The sequence below is a fragment of the Xanthobacter autotrophicus genome, assembly GCF_005871085.1.
GTDB lineage: Bacteria > Pseudomonadota > Alphaproteobacteria > Rhizobiales > Xanthobacteraceae > Xanthobacter > Xanthobacter autotrophicus.
The window spans coordinates 407,093-423,418 of the sequence record NZ_VAUP01000031.1; the positions used below are offsets into that span (position 1 = coordinate 407,093).

Annotated in this window: 14 protein-coding genes; 10 read left to right on the forward strand and 4 right to left on the reverse strand. The window is 67.0% G+C overall.

The features are described from left to right. Positions 1-2: 2 nt before the first annotated feature. The 3 genes from FBQ73_RS15835 to FBQ73_RS15845 all read left to right on the forward strand — a co-directional run bounded on the left by FBQ73_RS15835 (position 3) and on the right by FBQ73_RS15845 (position 4,790). A complete protein-coding gene (locus tag FBQ73_RS15835) occupies positions 3-3,182 on the forward strand; it encodes an efflux RND transporter permease subunit (RefSeq protein ID WP_138400439.1) in 3,180 nt (1,059 codons plus the stop codon). A 252-nt stretch (positions 3,183-3,434) separates the two neighbouring features. Next, positions 3,435-4,181 (forward strand): rhomboid family intramembrane serine protease, encoded by a 747-nt coding sequence (locus FBQ73_RS15840; RefSeq protein WP_246089729.1) that lies wholly within the window; start codon positions 3,435-3,437, stop codon positions 4,179-4,181. Positions 4,182-4,358: 177 nt separating this feature from the next. Further along, positions 4,359-4,790 (forward strand): CBS domain-containing protein, encoded by a 432-nt coding sequence (locus FBQ73_RS15845; protein ID WP_138400441.1) that lies wholly within the window; start codon positions 4,359-4,361, stop codon positions 4,788-4,790. 120 nt (positions 4,791-4,910) lie between these two features. Here the strand turns inward: FBQ73_RS15845 and FBQ73_RS15850 are convergent, their stop codons facing one another. After that, positions 4,911-5,549, reverse strand: coding sequence for a peroxiredoxin (locus FBQ73_RS15850; RefSeq protein ID WP_138400442.1), 639 nt, complete (start codon positions 5,547-5,549; stop codon positions 4,911-4,913). A gap of 254 nt (positions 5,550-5,803) precedes the next feature. Here FBQ73_RS15850 and FBQ73_RS15855 point away from each other — a divergent pair, with 254 nt between their 5' ends. Continuing rightward, positions 5,804-6,910 (forward strand): choloylglycine hydrolase family protein, encoded by a 1,107-nt coding sequence (locus FBQ73_RS15855; protein ID WP_138400443.1) that lies wholly within the window; start codon positions 5,804-5,806, stop codon positions 6,908-6,910. Between the two features lie 24 nt (positions 6,911-6,934). Here FBQ73_RS15855 and pncB read toward each other — a convergent pair whose 3' ends face one another. Both pncB and FBQ73_RS15865 read right to left on the reverse strand, forming a co-directional pair. Beyond that, a complete protein-coding gene (pncB, locus tag FBQ73_RS15860) occupies positions 6,935-8,227 on the reverse strand; it encodes a nicotinate phosphoribosyltransferase (protein WP_138400444.1) in 1,293 nt (430 codons plus the stop codon). Between the two features lie 127 nt (positions 8,228-8,354). Next, positions 8,355-8,654 (reverse strand): YARHG domain-containing protein, encoded by a 300-nt coding sequence (locus tag FBQ73_RS15865; RefSeq protein WP_246089730.1) that lies wholly within the window; start codon positions 8,652-8,654, stop codon positions 8,355-8,357. Between the two features lie 183 nt (positions 8,655-8,837). Between FBQ73_RS15865 and gcl the strand changes: the two genes are divergently transcribed. The 5 genes from gcl (at position 8,838) to FBQ73_RS15890 (ending at position 15,008) form a co-directional block, all read left to right on the forward strand. Continuing rightward, a complete protein-coding gene (gene gcl, locus FBQ73_RS15870) occupies positions 8,838-10,613 on the forward strand; it encodes a glyoxylate carboligase (protein ID WP_138400445.1) in 1,776 nt (591 codons plus the stop codon). Between the two features lie 154 nt (positions 10,614-10,767). Continuing rightward, complete coding sequence (gene hyi, locus FBQ73_RS15875; protein ID WP_138400446.1) at positions 10,768-11,547, forward strand: hydroxypyruvate isomerase; 780 nt, start codon at positions 10,768-10,770, stop codon at positions 11,545-11,547. A gap of 55 nt (positions 11,548-11,602) precedes the next feature. Further along, positions 11,603-12,481, forward strand: a complete 879-nt coding sequence (gene glxR, locus FBQ73_RS15880; protein ID WP_138400447.1) for a 2-hydroxy-3-oxopropionate reductase — start codon at positions 11,603-11,605, stop codon at positions 12,479-12,481. A gap of 278 nt (positions 12,482-12,759) precedes the next feature. Next, the gene (pyk, locus tag FBQ73_RS15885; protein WP_138400448.1) at positions 12,760-14,316 is read left to right on the forward strand and encodes a pyruvate kinase; all 1,557 of its coding nucleotides are present in this window, start codon (positions 12,760-12,762) and stop codon (positions 14,314-14,316) included. Between the two features lie 194 nt (positions 14,317-14,510). After that, positions 14,511-15,008, forward strand: a complete 498-nt coding sequence (locus FBQ73_RS15890; RefSeq protein ID WP_138400449.1) for a CYTH domain-containing protein — start codon at positions 14,511-14,513, stop codon at positions 15,006-15,008. A 61-nt stretch (positions 15,009-15,069) separates the two neighbouring features. Here the strand turns inward: FBQ73_RS15890 and FBQ73_RS15895 are convergent, their stop codons facing one another. Next, a complete protein-coding gene (locus FBQ73_RS15895; protein WP_138400450.1) occupies positions 15,070-15,975 on the reverse strand; it encodes a uracil-DNA glycosylase in 906 nt (301 codons plus the stop codon). 209 nt (positions 15,976-16,184) lie between these two features. Here FBQ73_RS15895 and FBQ73_RS23270 point away from each other — a divergent pair. Next, on the forward strand, positions 16,185-16,326 hold a 142-nt coding region (locus FBQ73_RS23270), incomplete at its 3' end, for an FAD-binding protein (RefSeq protein WP_138400451.1).

The following is a 16,326-nucleotide window of genomic DNA, read 5'->3' on the forward strand; positions in this document are numbered from 1 at the left end:
AGATGCGCTTCTCACACTTCTTCATCGACCGGCCCATCTTCGCCTCGGTGGTGTCCGCCGTCGTCATGATCCTCGGCGCGGTGACCTACCTGCGCCTGCCCGTGGCCCAGTATCCCGACATCGCCCCGCCGGTGATCACGGTGACCGGGCAATATCCCGGCGCCTCGGCGGAGATCGTCGCCGAGACGGTGGTCGCGCCCATCGAGCAGCAGATCAACGGCGTGGAGCGCATGCTCTACCTGTCGTCCAACTCGACGGCGGACGGCCGCTTCTCCATTTCCGTCACCTTCGACATTGGCACCAACCTCGACATCGCCCAGGTGCAGGTGCAGAACCGCGTCGCCATCGCCCAGCCGCGCCTGCCGAGCGAAGTGCAGCAGGTGGGTGTGGTCACCGCCAAGTCCTCGCCCGACCTGATGCTTGTGGTGAGCCTGTATTCGCCCGACGGCTCGCGCGATCCGCTGTTCATCTCGAACTTCGCCAATATCGAGATCAAGGACGTGCTCTCGCGCATCGACGGCGTGGGCTCCATCACCGTGTTCGGCTCGCGCGAATACGCCATGCAGATCTGGCTTGACCCGGACCGGCTGTCCCAGCTCAACCTCACCACCACCGATGTGGTGGCGGCGCTGAGGGCACAGAACGTCCAGGTGGCCTCCGGCGTGCTCAACGCGCCGCCGGTGCCGAACCAGCGCGCCTTCCAGATCGCGGTGCGCACCCTCGGCCGCCTCGCCGACGCCCAGGCCTTCTCCGACATCGTCATCAAGCAGACCGACCAGGCGCTGGTGCGGCTGAAGGACGTGGGCCGGGTGGAGATCGCGGCGCAGGACTATGCCTCCACCTCATTCCTCGACAAGGACATCTCGATCCAGCTTGGCGTGTTCCAGCGCCCCGGCTCCAACGCGCTTGCCACCGGCAACGCGGTGGTGGCGGAGATGGCGCGCATCGGCAAGACGTTCCCCGAGGGATTGAAGTACGGCATCTATTACAACCCCACCCAGTTCATCCAGCAGTCGGTGGACGCGGTGGTGCATACCATCGGCGAGGCCATCGTGTTGGTGGTGCTGGTGGTGATCCTGTTCCTGCAGAGCTGGCGGGCGGCGATCATCCCCATCCTCGCCATCCCGATCTCGCTCATCGGCACGTTCTTCGTCATGGGCCTGTTCGGCTTCTCGTTGAACAACCTGTCCCTGTTTGGCCTGGTGCTGGCCATCGGCATCGTGGTGGATGACGCCATCGTGGTGGTGGAGAATGTGGAGCGCAACATCGAGGCCGGGCTCTCCCCGCGCGATGCCGCCTACAAGACCATGGACGAGGTGGGCGGCGCGCTGGTGGCCATCTCGCTGGTGCTGTCGTCGGTGTTCGTGCCCACCGCCTTCATCACCGGCCTGTCGGGCGAATTCTATCGCCAGTTCGCCCTCACCATCGCCGGCTCGACCCTGATCTCGCTCCTGGTGTCGCTGACCCTGTCGCCCGCCATGTGCGCGCTGCTGCTGAAGCCGCACCGCTCGGTCCACGAGAAGCCGGCCTGGTATGCCCGGCCGGTGGTGGGCTTTTTCAGCCTCTTCAACCGCGCCTTCGAGGGGCTCGGCAATGGCTATGCCTATCTGACCGCGCGGCTGGTGCGCGTGGTGGCGCTGGTGCTGATCGTCTACGTGGGCATCGTGGCCTTCGGCGGCTACCTGTTCACCACCACGCCTCAGGGCTTCATCCCGCAGCAGGATCGCGGCTATCTCATCATCGCCGCCCAGCTGCCGCCCGGGGCCTCCATGCAGCGCACCGAGACGGTGATGAAGCAGGCCGGCGACCTGGTGCTCGGCACGCCGGGTGTCAGCCGCGTCATCAACATCGCCGGGTTCTCGGGCGCCACCTTCACCAACGCGCCCAATGCCGGCGCCATGTTCGTGATCCTGAAGCCCTTCCCCGAGCGCGAGGGCCATCCCGACCAGACCGCATCGGCGGTGCAGAAGGTGCTGTTCGGCAAGATGGCGGGCATCCAGGAAGCCCAGATGATCGTGGTGCAGCCGCCGCCGGTGCAGGGCATCGGCAACGCCGGCGGCTTCCGCATGATGGTCGAGGACCGCTCCGGCGCGGGTCTCCTGGCCCTGCGCAACGCCACCTACGCCATGATGGGCGCCGCCGCCCAGACGCCGGGGCTGATGCAGGTCTATTCGCTGTTCGAGACCTCGACGCCCCAGCTGTTCCTCGACATCGACAGGCAGAAGGCGCAACTGCTGAAGGTCAACATCGCCGACCTGTTCGCGGCGCTGCAGACCTATATCGGCTCGTCCTACGTCAACGACTTCAACCTGTTCGGCCGCACCTTCCGGGTGCAGGCGCAGGCCGACGCGCCGTTCCGCCTCGATCCCAAGGACGTGCTCTCCATAAGGGTGCGCACCTTGGACGGAGGGACGGTGCCGCTCGGCTCCTTCACCACCGTGCGCGACATTTCCGGCCCCTACCGGGTGCCGCGCTACAATCTCTATCCGGCCGCCGAGCTGGATGGCTCGCCGGCGCCCGGCTATTCGCAGGGTCAGGCCATCCAGATCATGCAGGAGCTGGCGGCCAAGGTGCTGCCGCAGGGCTTCTCCTACGAGTGGACGGCGTTGGCCTATCAGCAGCAGAAGGCCGGCAACACCGCCATCTTCGCCTTCGCGCTGGGCGTGGTCTTCGTGTTCCTGGTGCTGGCCGCCCAGTATGAGAGCCTGACCCTGCCTCTGGCGGTCATCCTCATCGTGCCCATGTGCCTGGTGGCGGCGCTCATCGGCGTGATCCTGAGGGGGCAGGACAACAACATCCTGACCCAGGTGGGCTTCATCGTACTCATCGGCCTCGCCGCCAAGAACGCCATCCTCATCGTCGAGTTCGCCAGGCAGCTGGAAGATCAGGGCCATGGCCGGCGCGAGGCTGCGGTGGAGGCGGCGCGGCTGCGGCTGCGGCCCATCGTGATGACCTCCCTCGCCTTCATCCTCGGCGTGGTGCCGCTGGTGTGGGCCACGGGCGCCGGCGCCGAGCTGCGGCAGGCGCTGGGCACGGCGGTGTTCTCGGGCATGATCGGGGTGACGTTGTTCGGCCTTATCTTCACCCCGGTGTTTTACGTGTTCAGCCGCTGGCTGGCCGGCCTCGGGTCGCGCCGCGAGGACAAGGCCGAGACGCCGCACCATCCGGCCCCGGCCGAATAGGCCCACGCCCGGCGGCCGTGTGCCGCCGGAGGGCACGGCCGGCTGGTCACGGCTGCTGGTCAGCGCTGCTGATCCGCGCCGGCCCCGGCCGCTTCCGCCCCCGGGACAACCCGGGGCTTGCGGTTTTCAGCTTTCAGCTTGAGGCTTGCCATCGCTCATGACGGTGGGCGAGCCCCCGGCCGTTTGACACGCCGCATTTCACCTTGCCGCATTTCACTTGCCGCGCCGGGGCGGGGCTCCTATGTGCAAGGCGTGTCCCGTGGTCCTTCCTTCTCTGGCGTGCCGGACCGGCAGCCCGTCTTCAACGTGCCCGGCGCGGTTGCCGCCCTGGCGCTGGTGCTGGTGCTTATCCACGCGCTGCGCGTCATTGTGTTGTCGGATGAGGTGGACCTCGAGGTCCTGACCTATTTCGCCTTCGTCCCTGCCCGCTATGGCCTGCCCGACACCCTGTTCTACCTGCCGGGCGGCTTCGGGCCGAAGCTGTGGACCCCGGTGAGCTACGCCTTCCTGCATGCCAACTGGATGCACGTGATCGTCAATCTGGTCTGGCTCCTGGCTTTCGGCACGCCGGTGGCGCGGCGCTTCGGCTCGGTGCGGTTCGTGGCCTTCTTCGCGGTGACGGCGGCGGGTGGCGCCCTGGCCCATTACCTGAGCTATCCCGATGCCCTGGTGCCGCTCATCGGCGCGTCGGCCTCGGTGTCCGGCGCCATGGCGGCGGCGGTGCGCTTCGCCTTCGCCCCCGGGGCGGCCCTGTCGGGACGGCGCGCCATCTTCGCCGATCATCAGCCGGCGGGCTCGCTCATCGAGAACTTCACCGATCGCCGGGTGCTGGTGTTCGTGGGGGCCTTCTTCGCCCTCAACCTGCTGTTCGCGGCCGGGGTGGCCCTGCCGGGGGCGGATGGGGCGCAGATCGCCTGGCAGGCCCATGTGGGCGGCTTCGTCGCCGGGCTGCTGCTGTTCCCGCTGTTCGATCCGGTCGGGAAGCGACAGAAGGCCTGAGCACCCCGGCACCGCCGCATGGGCGGAGCTTCATCTCCCGCGGTCCGCGCCTCCGACTTTAGTGTGCGCTTGCGTCGCAGCGCGTTGCGAGGGATCATTACACATTCGGGCAATCGCCAGAGAAGACCGGCCATCGGCGGAGCCGGTCCCTGGACTGTGAGAAGGGAGCCAACGCCTATGACCGTGAGCGTCATCCTCGCCCGCAAGGGCAACGACATCTGCACCATCGGGCCGGAAGCGTCCGTGGGCGATGCCGTGGCGCGCCTTGCCGGGCGCCGTATCGGTGCGATCGTCGTGGTTGACGAGTCGATGAGCGTGGAAGGCATCATTTCGGAGCGCGACGTGGTGCGCCTGATCGGCGAGCAGGGGGTCAACGTGCTCGCCGAGCCGCTGTCCAGCGTGATGACCCGCGCGGTGGTGACCTGCACGCCCGACGAGACCGTTCCGGTGATCATGGAGCGCATGACGCGCGGCCGCTTCCGCCATGTGCCCGTGGTGTCGGGCGACAAGCTGGTGGGCATCATCTCCATCGGCGACGTGGTGAAGTTCCGCGTGGAGGAGATGGAGCGCGAGAGCGCTCAGCTGCGCGACTACATCATGTCGGCCTGAACGGGCCGGACTGAGGCGAAACAAGCCTGAAACGAAACCGGCCGGCGTGAGCCGGCCGGTTTGCATGTGGCGCATGAGCGAAGCCTCACGCGTCTTTTAAGCCCGACGCGTCCTTGACGCTCACGCGCCCGGCTGGCGCACCACGCGCAGATAGGGCTTCACGGTCTTCCAGCCTTCGGGGAACTTCTCCTTGGCCGCCTCGTCGGAGATGGAGGGGACGATGATCACGTCCTCACCGTGCCTCCAGTTCACCGGGGTCGCCACCGAGTGCTTGGCGGTGAGCTGCAGGCTGTCCACCACGCGCAGGATCTCATCAAAGTTGCGGCCGGTGGAGGCGGGATAGGTCAGGGACAGCTTCAGCTTCTTGTCCGGCCCGATGATGAACACCGAGCGCACGGTGGCGGTGTCGCTCGCATTGGGGTGGATCAGGTCGTAGAGGTCGGAGACCTTCTTGTCGGAGTCGGCGATCAGCGGGAAGTTGAGGCTGGCGCCGGTGGCGTCCTTGATGTCGCCCACCCACGCCGGGTGGTTCTCGATGGTGTCCACCGACAGGCCGATCACCTTCACGCCGCGCTTGTCGAACTCACCCTTCAGGTGCGCCACCTGGCCCAGTTCCGTGGTGCACACGGGAGTGAAGTTCTTAGGGTGGGAGAACAGGATGCCCCAGCTGTCGCCGAGCCACTCGTGAAACTTGATGGGGCCTTCGGTGGTCACAGCCTCGAAATCGGGAACCACGTCGCCAAGTCGCAGGGTCGCCATGTTCTTCTCCAATAAACATCTAAAAACTGTATATAAATTCATTATACTACAAATTTGATGAATTTAAAGCTGAATCACATGGGCTCAGTCACGTGGGCGGAGCCCTCTCGCCGGCGGCGCCCGCGGACGTACAGGCGGTTGCGGGTGCCCCGCCGGATCAACGCGCGTTCATCGGAAATCAGGCATTCCAGCGTCAAGGCTAAGCGCAGGCGGCGAGGCTGATACGATCCGCACACAAGATGGAGGACGCTTCCTTGAAACGCATCCTGGCCGCTGCACTTGCAGCATTCCTTCCCATCCAGAACGCCGGACTCGCCCTAGCCTGCACGGCGGTGAACGTGGTCGCGGCCGACAAGACCGTGATCGCCGGCCGCACCATGGAATGGGCGTTCGACATGAAATGGACGCTCAAGAGCCTTCCCAAGGGCACGCCGCTGACACTGACCGCCCCGGCCGACCTCGGCCTGCCTGAGAAGACGGTGGCGACCCTCTATTCCGCCGTGGGCATCAGCGCCGAGGTCATTCCCGGCGGCGCCATCATCGAGGGACAGAACGCGGCCGGCCTCGGCATGAGCGGTAATTTCCTGCCCGGCTTCACCACCTACCAGACGGTCACCAAGGCGGACACGTCCTACGTCTCCATCCTCGGCTTCGGCGCCTGGGCGCTCGGGATGCACGGCACCGTGGCCGAGGTGCGTGCCGCATTGTCGAAGACCAAGGTCTGGGCCGATGCCTCGCTGCCGAGCGGGCCGACGCCGCCCACCATCCACATGGTCTTCACCGACCGCTCGGGCGCCAGCATCATCGTGGAATATGTCGGCGGAGACCTGCAGATCCACGACAATGTGGCGAGCGTCCTCACCAACTCGCCGCCCTACGACTGGCACCTCCTGAACCTGCGCAACTATCTCAACCTCTCCACCATGGGCGTCGGCGACCGCCGGTTCGGCACGGCCAACGTCACGGCCATCGGCCAGGGCGGCGGCGCCACCGGGCTGCCGGGCGACTTCACCCCGCCCTCGCGCTTTGTGCGGGCGGCCTTCATGCGCCATTCTATGGCCCAGCCGAAGGACGCCGCCGCCGCCACCGCCGCCATCGGCCACATCCTGAACACCGTGGACATTCCGCTGGGCGTCGCCCAGAGCAAGGACGGCGACGCGGTCGTCTCGGACTACACCCAGTGGGTGGCCATCAAGGATCTCACCCACAACCGGATGATGATCTCAGATTATGCCCACCGGGCGACCTTCCTGACCCTCGATCTCGATACGATCTTCGCCCAGGACAGGCCGAGCGCGCGGCTGGTCACGGACCTGCCGTTTCCGGCCGCGGTGGACGGGACGGCCGCGCTCCGGAACTGAACCGGCGGGCCGGCGCGCAGCCCCTTAGACCACAGCGTGCCGCGCCACCTGCTCGCCCACCTCGAACACCCTTTTGTAGCGCTCGATCTCCGCCGCCGGGCCCATGGCCTTGGTGGGGTTGTCGGAGAGCTTCACCGCCGGGCGGCCATTGGCCGAGACCACCTTGCAGACGATGGAGATGGGATCGAGCGCGCCATTGGGGGCAAGGCCGCGGAAATCGTTGGTGAGCAGCGTGCCCCAGCCGAAGCCCAGCCGCATGCGCCCGAGGAAGGTGCGGTGGATGCGCGCCACCTCCTCGGCATCGAGGGCATCGGAGAAGATGGCGAGCTTCTCGCGCGGGTCCTGGCCCCGCGCCTGCCACCAGGCGAGGGCCTCCTCGCCGCCTTCCACGGGGTCCTTGCTGTCGATGCGGATGCCGGTCCAGTGCGCCACCCAGTCGGGGGCGCGCTTCAGGAAACCGCTGGTGCCGTAGGTGTCGGGCAGGATGACGCGCAGGTTGCCGTCATAATCCTCCTGCCAGTCGGCCAGCACCTGGTAGGGCGCCCAGGCCAACTCCTCGTCGTTGCGGGCGAGTGCCGCATAGACCATGGGCAGCTCGTGGGCGTTGGTGCCGGTGGCCTCCACCTCGCGCCGCATGGCGATGAGGCAGTTGGAGGTGCCGAGGAAGCCCTCGCCCAGCCCCTCGATGAGGGATTGCACGCACCAGTCCTGCCACAGGAAGCCGTGGCGGCGGCGGGTGCCGAAATCGGCGATGTTGACCGGGGCGAGGGTCTTCAGGAACTGCACCTTCTCCCACACCCGCGCCATGGCCCGGGCATAGAGGATCTGCAGCTCGAACTTGCCCATGCCCTTCAGCACCGCGCGCGAGCGCAGTTCGTTGATGATGGCGAGGGCCGGGATCTCCCACATGGTGGTTTCGACCCACGGCCCCTCGAAGGTCAGCTCATACTGCCCGTCGCGCTTTTCCAGGTGATAGGCGGGGAAGCGGAAGCCCTCCAGCCAGGCCACATAGTCCGGCGAGAACATCTGCCGCTTGCCGTAGAACATGTTGCCGCGCAGCCACGTGCTCTCCCCACGGGTGAGCTTCAGGGAGCGCACATGGTCGAGCTGCTCGCGCAGGGCGCCCACATCGATGATCTCGGCCAGCCGGACGTGGGTGGAGCGATTGTGGATGCCGAAGGTGACGCGGGTCGCCCGGTGGCGGTTGAAGATCGTCTGCCCCATCAGCAGCTTGTAAAAGTCCGTGTCGAGCACGGAGCGCACGATGGGGTCGATCTTCCAGGTGTGGTTGTAGACGCGCGTGGCGATGTCGGTCATTGGCGTCTTGCGGGTGTTGGAAGGGGCGGCGCCCGGTCAGGGGCGCGTCCGCAGGGCAGGCGCACCACCTATAGCATGTCGGCGCTGAATGCGATCCATTCGCAGAGATTTCGCGCGAGGTCGGGGCTCAGCGGCAGCCCTTGCGGGCTTCCCAGGCCTTCACCTCGTCCACGAAGCGCTGCTGCGAAGGCGTGAGCTGGCCGTAGGGCGGAAAGCAGCGCTCGCCGAAGGTGGCGATGGCGTCCGCGGTCTTGAAGCAGTAGCCGCGCTCCGCATAGACGGCATTGCGCTGGACCCACAGCGCCCGGCACGACAACTCGCTCAGCGCCTGGGCCTGCGCCGCCGGGGCAAACGTCGGCATGGCCGCAGCCAACCCCAGCGCGAGGGCGCCGCAGACCACGCCTCGAATGCATGCCGTCCCGTTCATGTCCGCCTCCCGTCACCGTCCCGCAGGGGCAGGCTAGCACCGGGCCCGAACCGCGAGAATGACGGCCTTGCGCATGATTGTTTCTCTCAGGGCATCAATGTCATTCCGTTTCTTCCCATAGAAGCGAAGACGGCCGTGGCGTATCCAGTATGCAAGTCAAAAAGACCAATAGGAGGAAGTGCCATGGCCCGCATGCGTGCTGTCGATGCCGCCGTCCGTGTCCTTGAGAAGGAAGGCATCCATTGCGCCTTCGGCGTTCCGGGCGCGGCCATCAACCCGCTCTATTCCGCCATGAAGGCGCGCGGCTCCATCCGCCACGTGCTGGCGCGCCACGTGGAAGGCGCCTCCCACATGGCCGAGGGCTACACCCGCGCGGTGGCCGGCAACATCGGCGTGTGCATCGGCACCTCCGGCCCCGCCGGCACCGACATGATTACCGGCCTCTATTCGGCCTCGGCGGATTCCATCCCGATCCTGTGCATCACCGGCCAGGCCCCCCGGGCCCGCCTCTACAAGGAAGACTTCCAGGCGGTGGACATCGAATCCATCGCCAAGCCCGTCACCAAATGGGCGGTCACCGTGCGCGAGCCCGCGCTGGTGCCCATGGTGTTCCAGCAGGCGTTCCATGTCATGCGCTCCGGCCGTCCCGGCCCGGTGCTCATCGACCTGCCCATCGACGTGCAACTCGCCGAGATCGAGTTCGACGAGGAGACCTACGCCAGCCTGCCGGTCTACAAGCCGGCGGCGACACAGGCGCAGATCGACAAGGCCATGGAGATGATCGTCGGCGCCCAGCGCCCGCTCATCGTCTCCGGCGGCGGCGTCATCAATGCCGACGCCTCCGACCTGCTGGTGGAGTTCGCCGAACTGACCGGCATCCCGGTCATCCCCACCCTGATGGGCTGGGGCACCATCCCGGACGACCATCCGCTGATGGCCGGCATGTGCGGCCTCCAGACCTCGCACCGCTACGGCAATGCCAACATGCTGGCGTCCGACTTCGTGGTCGGCATCGGCAACCGCTGGGCCAACCGTCACACCGGATCGGTGGAGGTCTACACCCAGGGGCGCAAGTTCATCCACGTGGACATCGAGCCGACCCAGATCGGCCGCGTGTTCGGGCCGGATTTCGGCATCGTCTCCGACGCAAAGGCGGCGCTGGAGCTGTTCGTCGCCGCTGCGAAGGCGCTCAAGGCCGCCGGCAAGCTGCCGGACTGGTCGGCATGGGCGGGCGAGTGCCTGGAGCGCAAGCAGACCATGCTGCGCAAGTCCCACTTCGACGTGGTGCCGCTGAAGCCGCAGCGGGTCTATGAGGAGATGAACGAGGCGCTCGGCCGCGACGTCACCTACGTGTCCACCATCGGCCTGTCGCAGATCGCCGGCGCGCAGTTCCTGCACGTCTACAATCCGCGCCACTGGATCAATTGCGGCCAGGCCGGCCCGCTCGGCTGGACCCTGCCGGCGGCCCTCGGCGTGCGCGCCGCGCGGCCCGATGCCAAGATCGTGGCGCTCTCGGGCGATTACGACTTCCAGTTCATGGTGGAAGAGCTGGCGGTGGGCGCCCAGCACAAGCTGCCCTACCTGCACGTGGTGGTGAACAACTCCTACCTCGGCCTCATCCGGCAGGCGCAGCGCGGCTTCAACATGGACTTCGAGGTGAGCCTCGCCTTCGACAACATCAATTCGGAGGAGGCCGGCGCCTACGGCGTGGACCATGTGGCGGTGGCCGAGGGCCTTGGCTGCAAGGCCATCCGGGTGCGCACCCCCAACGAGTTCAAGGACGCCTTCGCCAACGCCCAGAAGCTCATGGACGAGCATCAGGTGCCGGTGGTGATCGAGTTCATCCTGGAGCGCGTCACCAACATCGCCATGGGGCTGGAGATCAACGCGGTCAACGAGTTCGAGGAAATCCTCGACGTGCCGCTGGATCAGGTCCGCGCCCTGGAGCCGGCGGAGTAAGCCCCGCACGTCACCTCCCGCACATGCGGCACCCCCCGGGCTTCTCCGGGGGGTGCCCTTTGCCGCCCCTCGCCCCTTCCATAAGCCGCGGATGCCCCCGAAGACCGGGGCGCAGCGGTGTGACAAACCCAAGGCTCAGCCCGCGGAGAGACGCATGCCCAAGTTCTGCGCCAACCTCACCATGCTGTGGAACGAGATCGACTTCCTCGACCGCTTCGGAAAGGCGGCTGAGGCCGGCTTCACCGGGGTCGAGTATCTCTTCCCCTATCCGTATGAAAAGGATGCGCTGGCGGAGAAGCTGGCCACCTACAAGCTCACCCAGGTGCTGCACAATCTGCCGGCCGGCGACTGGGCGGCGGGCGAGCGTGGCATCGCCTGCCTGCCGGGCCGCGAAGGCGAGTTCCAGGACAGCGTCGGCAAGGGCATCGACTACGCGAAGGCCCTCGGCACCAAGACGCTCAACTGCCTCGTCGGCCTGACCCCGAAGGATGTTCCGGCTGAAAAGGTCCACGAGACGCTGGTGAAGAACCTGAAGTTCGCCGCTGCCGAACTAAAAAAGGCGGGCATCCCCTTCGTGGTGGAGGCCATCAACACCCGCGACATCCCCGGCTTCCACCTGCACAACACCAGGCAGACGCTGGCAGTGCTGGACGAAGTGGGCGCGGACGACATCTTCTTCCAGTACGACATCTATCACATGCAGATCATGGAAGGGGACCTCACCCCCACCATCCGCGCCAACATCGCCCGCATCAAGCACATCCAGCTTGCCGACAATCCGGGTCGCGGCGAGCCGGGCACGGGCGAGATCAACTATCCCTTCCTGTTCAAGGCCATCGACGACACCGGCTATGACGGCTGGATCGGCTGCGAATACAAGCCGAAGACCACCACCGACGAGGGCATCGGCTGGTTCGCGCCCTACAAGGGCTGATCCGCCGGCTTTCCGCATCGCGCACGAACAACACGACTCTTCAGGAGAAACGCACATGAACGTCGGATTCATCGGCCTCGGCATCATGGGTTCCCCCATGGCGGGACACCTCATCGACGCCGGCCACACCCTGTTCGTCTATGACGTGTTCCGCATCCCCGCGGAGCTGACCGCGAAGGGCGCCACCGCCTGCGCCTCCTCTGCCGACGTGGCCAAGGCCGCCGACATCATCATCACCATGGTGCCGGATACCCCGCACGTGGAAGAGGCCCTGTTCGGCAAGGGCGGCGTCGCCGAAGGCCTCGCCAAGGGCAAGATCGTGGTGGACATGAGCTCTATCTCGCCGGTGGCCACCAAGGGCTTCGCGGAGAAGATCAACGCGCTCGGCTGCGACTATCTCGATGCCCCGGTCTCCGGCGGCGAGGTGGGCGCCAAGGCCGCCTCCCTCACCATCATGGTGGGCGGGCCGGAAGGCGCGTTCGAGACGGTGAAGCCGCTGTTCGAGAAGATGGGCAAGAACATCACCCTCGTGGGTGGCAACGGCGACGGCCAGACCACCAAGGTGGCGAACCAGATCATCGTGGCCCTCACCATCGAGGCGGTGGGCGAGGCGCTGCTGTTCGCCTCCAAGGCGGGCGCCGATCCGGCCAAGGTGCGGCAGGCGCTGATGGGCGGCTTCGCCTCCTCCAAGATCCTCGAGGTCCACGGCGACCGCATGGTGAAGCGCACCTTCGAGCCGGGCTTCCGCATCGAGCTGCACCAGAAGGACCTCAACCTTGCGCTCCAGAGCGCCAAGGCCCTGGGCGTGAGCCTGCCCAACACCGCCACCTGCCAGGAACTGTTCAACGCCTGCGCCGCCCACGGCGGCTCCAAGTGGGACCACTCCGCCATGGTGAAGGCGCTGGAACTGCTGGCGAACCACGAGATCGCCTGAGCGAGGGGCGGGTTGAGGCCCGCCTCGGCTGGAGTCAAGCCCTCCCCCGTGCGGGGGAGGGTCGGGGCTGGCCGCGCCTGCCTCCTGTCACTGACATGGCACCGTGGCGCGACCACCCGCCGGAGGGCGCCGAGCCGCCCTCGCCATCGGTCAGCCCTGCTGCCGCTTATGCGACTTTATGCGTACATGAAGGGCGCGCATGATGCCCGTAGAGACGCTCGACTCAACAAGACGCACAACCAACGCGTGATCAAACGCGGGAGCCGGAGGAAGACCCCATGCCCACGAAGCGCCAGCAGCCCCTGAAGCGCCAGCGTGCCACCAAGATCGTCGCCACCGTCGGCCCCGCCTCCAACAGCGAGGAGAAGCTGAAGGCGCTGTTCCTCGCCGGCGTGGACGTGTTCCGGCTCAATTTCAGCCACGGCACCCAGGCCGACCACGGCGTGGTTCTGGACCGCATCCGCCGGCTGGAAAAGGAGATGAACCGGCCCATCGGCGTCATCGCCGACATGCAGGGGCCCAAGCTGCGCATCGGCCGTTTCAAGGACGGCGCCATCGCCATCAAGGCCGGCGACATCCTGCATTTCGATGCCGACGTGGACCGGCTGGGCGACGAGACCCGCGTGCCGATCCCGCACCCCGATATCCTCGCCGCGCTGAATGTGGGCTCCACCGTGCTGTGTGACGACGGCAAGGTGCGCCTCAAGGTGATCAAGAAGGGCGAGGGCTTCCTGGAGGCCCAGGTGGTGGCGGGCACCAAGCTCTCCAACAACAAGGGCTTCAATATTCCCGACGTGGTGCTGCCCTTGTCGCCGCTCACCGACAAGGACCGCCTGGATCTGGAATTCGCCTGCGAGGCCGGGGTGGAGTGGATCGCCCTCTCCTTCGTCCAGCGGCCGGAGGACATCCACGAGGCCCGCGCCCTCATCAAGGATCGCGCGGCGGTGATGCTGAAGATGGAGAAGCCCTCGGCGGTGGAATACCTCACCGAGCTGGTGGAACTCTCCGATTCCATCATGGTGGCGCGCGGCGACCTCGGCGTCGAAATCTCGCTGGCCGAGGTGCCGGCGCTGCAGAAGCGCATGATTGCCGAGGCGCGCAAGTTCGGCCGCCCGGTCATCGTCGCCACCCAGATGCTGGAATCCATGATCACCGCCCCGGTGCCCACCCGCGCCGAGGTGTCGGACGTGGCCACCGCGGTCTATGAGGGCGCCGACTGCGTGATGCTCTCGGCTGAGACGGCGGCCGGCCAGTTCCCGGTGGAGGCCGTCACCTTCATGGACGACATCATCCGCCACGTGGAATGCGATCCCGGCTACCGGCAGGCGCTGGACACCACCCAGGCGGAATGGGGCAAGACCATCGGCGACGCGGTCACCAAGGCCACCTACCAGGCGGCCATCGCGGTGGACGCCTCGGCGCTCGTCGCCTTCACCCTGTCGGGCACCACGGGCCTGCGGGCCGCGCGCGAGCGCCCGGCCATCCCGATCCTCGGCCTCACCCCGAAGATGGAGACGGCGCGCCGCCTTGCTCTCTCCTATGGCGTGCACGCCGTGCACATGAAGGAGGACATCCACTCCTTCGGCGACATGGTGGACACCGCCGTGCGCACCGCCGTGGAGCATGGCCTGGGCAAGCCGGGGGACCGGCTGGCCATCACCGCCGGCGTGCCCTTCGCCAAGCCGGGCACCACCAACATCATGCGCATCACCACCATCGGCGCCGACAGCCCGCCCTCGCGCCACGACGCCGACACGCCCGCGGTGCGGTCGTCCAAGGCGCATGAGGCCAAGGGGCATGAGAAGAAGGCGCACGGCGGCAAGGTGCACGCCTGAGGCGATCTGGATGTGGCCGGCCAACCTCCGGCCGCATCCGCCCACCGCATGGGAACGCCCCCGCCGCTGCCTTCTGACGCAGGAGGGTTGGCGAAATCGTTTTCTTTCTCCGGTCGGTGCCATGGAACCACACCCGCTCTGGACGCGGCGGCGCAAAATGGGGTTAAGCTGCTGACGATTGGGTCAAGCAGCCAATGCCTCTCGAAATCGAGCGCAAATTTCTCGTCAAATCCCGTGCTTGGCGCGCCGGTGCTCGGGCCTGTGCCATCCGGCAGGGCTATCTATGCTCCGGCGCCGGCGCCACGGCGCGCATCCGCATCGCCGGTGCGGAGGCCTTCATCACGGTGAAGGGCAAGACCCAGGGCATCAGCCGCGCCGAGTTCGAATATCCCATCCCCCTCCACGACGCCGAGGTCATGCTCGAGACGCTCTGCGTGCGGCCGCTCATCGAGAAGACGCGCTATTCGCTTGAGCATGCGGGCAAGCTCTGGACCGTCGACGTGTTCGAGGGCGAGAATGACGGCCTCGTCATGGCCGAGGTGGAACTCACCGGTCCTGAGGAGCAGGTCGCGCTGCCCGATTGGGTGGGCGAAGAAGTGACCGACGATCCGCGCTATCGCAACTCGGCTCTGGTGAGCGCGCCGCTGGGCGGCCCTGCCCTTGTGGAGGCCGAACTGGGCAACGGCGCCTGAGGCAAGACGCCCGAGACAAGGCGCCTGGAGCAATACGCTCGGGGCAGGTCTCCCATCACAGTCACGCACCCTTCAGCGCAGCCTCTACCGCCAGCATGTCGCGCCAGGCGAGGCGCTTGCCGAGCGGCGTGCGCAGCAGATAGGCCGGATGGAAAGTGGCGATGGCGCGGATGGTCCGCGTGCCGCTCTCATAGTCCATGAACCGGCCGCGCAGCCGGGTGATGCCCTCGGTGGTGGCGAGCAGCGCCTGCGCCGACGGGCCGCCGAGGCAGACCAGGATATCCGGGTCCGCCAATTCGATCTGGCGCTTGATGAAGGGCAGGCACACCGCCGTTTCCTGGGGCGTCGGCGTGCGATTGCCCGGCGGGCGCCAGGGGATGACGTTGGCGATATAAGCGCTGGTGCGGTCGAGGCCGATGGCCGCCATCATCAAATCCAGCAGCCGCCCCGAGCGGCCTACGAAGGGCAGGCCCTGCTGGTCCTCGTCGCGGCCCGGCGCCTCGCCCACGAACATCACCTTGGCCTTGGGATTGCCGTCGGCGAACACCAGCCGGGTCGCTGTGCGCTTCAGGGCGCAGCCCTCGAAGCCGTCGAGGATGGCGCGCAGGGCATCGAGGCTCCCGGCGTTCCGCGCGGCTTCGCGCGCCGACATCACCGCCTCGTCCGGCGGCTGGGTAACCAGCGCCGACGCGCTGGCGGCCGGTGCCGGGGCGTTTGTGCGCGGTGTGGGCGCGGTGGGGCGCGCGGAGGCCTGCGGACGGGTGGCTGCGGGTGCCGACATCTCGGCAGCTTGGGCAGCCGGCGGGCGCTGCGTGCGGCTTCGCGCCTGCTCGGCCGCGCTTTCGGCGAAACGATCCACCGGCACCTCGCCCACGGCCACGTCCACGCCCGCCTCCAGATAGAAGGCGAGAATATCGGCTATGTCGGCGAGGTGATCTTGGGGGTGATCTTGGGGCGTCGCGGTCATGGCGCCATTCTAGAGCCGGATCGCCGGGAGCGGAAACCGCTGCGTTGCGGCCGGCCGCCTCCCGCCTGCATGGGGCGGCTTGCCGAGAAAGGTCATCCTGTGCTCGCATAGGGCAATAGATTGCCGTATGCGGCATCGACCCAATTGTCATTGCGCTGCAACCGTGGAAGAAGTCCAACCAAGAAACGAGAGAGACGGGAGCTTGAGGCATGAGCGCGGCGGATCTGCCTGAACGCGAAGGCATGGATTATGACGTTGTGGTGGTGGGCGCCGGGCCTGCCGGGCTTGCCACCGCCATACGCCTGAAGCAGCAGGCGGCCGAGCGCGGCAGCGACATCTCGGTGGTGGTGG

Excerpts from the sequence above, each read along its gene's own strand:
- FBQ73_RS15890 (WP_138400449.1), top strand. The coding sequence starts at position 14,511 with ATGCCTCTCGAAATCGAGCGCAAATTTCTCGTCAAATCCCGTGCTTGG.
- FBQ73_RS15865 (WP_246089730.1), bottom strand. The coding sequence starts at position 8,654 with ATGAACGGGACGGCATGCATTCGAGGCGTGGTCTGCGGCGCCCTCGCG.
- pncB (WP_138400444.1), bottom strand. The coding sequence starts at position 8,227 with ATGACCGACATCGCCACGCGCGTCTACAACCACACCTGGAAGATCGAC.
- glxR (WP_138400447.1), top strand. The coding sequence starts at position 11,603 with ATGAACGTCGGATTCATCGGCCTCGGCATCATGGGTTCCCCCATGGCG.
- FBQ73_RS15895 (WP_138400450.1), bottom strand. The coding sequence starts at position 15,975 with ATGACCGCGACGCCCCAAGATCACCCCCAAGATCACCTCGCCGACATA.
- hyi (WP_138400446.1), top strand. The coding sequence starts at position 10,768 with ATGCCCAAGTTCTGCGCCAACCTCACCATGCTGTGGAACGAGATCGAC.
- FBQ73_RS15835 (WP_138400439.1), top strand. The coding sequence starts at position 3 with ATGCGCTTCTCACACTTCTTCATCGACCGGCCCATCTTCGCCTCGGTG.
- FBQ73_RS15850 (WP_138400442.1), bottom strand. The coding sequence starts at position 5,549 with ATGGCGACCCTGCGACTTGGCGACGTGGTTCCCGATTTCGAGGCTGTG.
- pyk (WP_138400448.1), top strand. The coding sequence starts at position 12,760 with ATGCCCACGAAGCGCCAGCAGCCCCTGAAGCGCCAGCGTGCCACCAAG.
- gcl (WP_138400445.1), top strand. The coding sequence starts at position 8,838 with ATGGCCCGCATGCGTGCTGTCGATGCCGCCGTCCGTGTCCTTGAGAAG.
- FBQ73_RS15845 (WP_138400441.1), top strand. The coding sequence starts at position 4,359 with ATGACCGTGAGCGTCATCCTCGCCCGCAAGGGCAACGACATCTGCACC.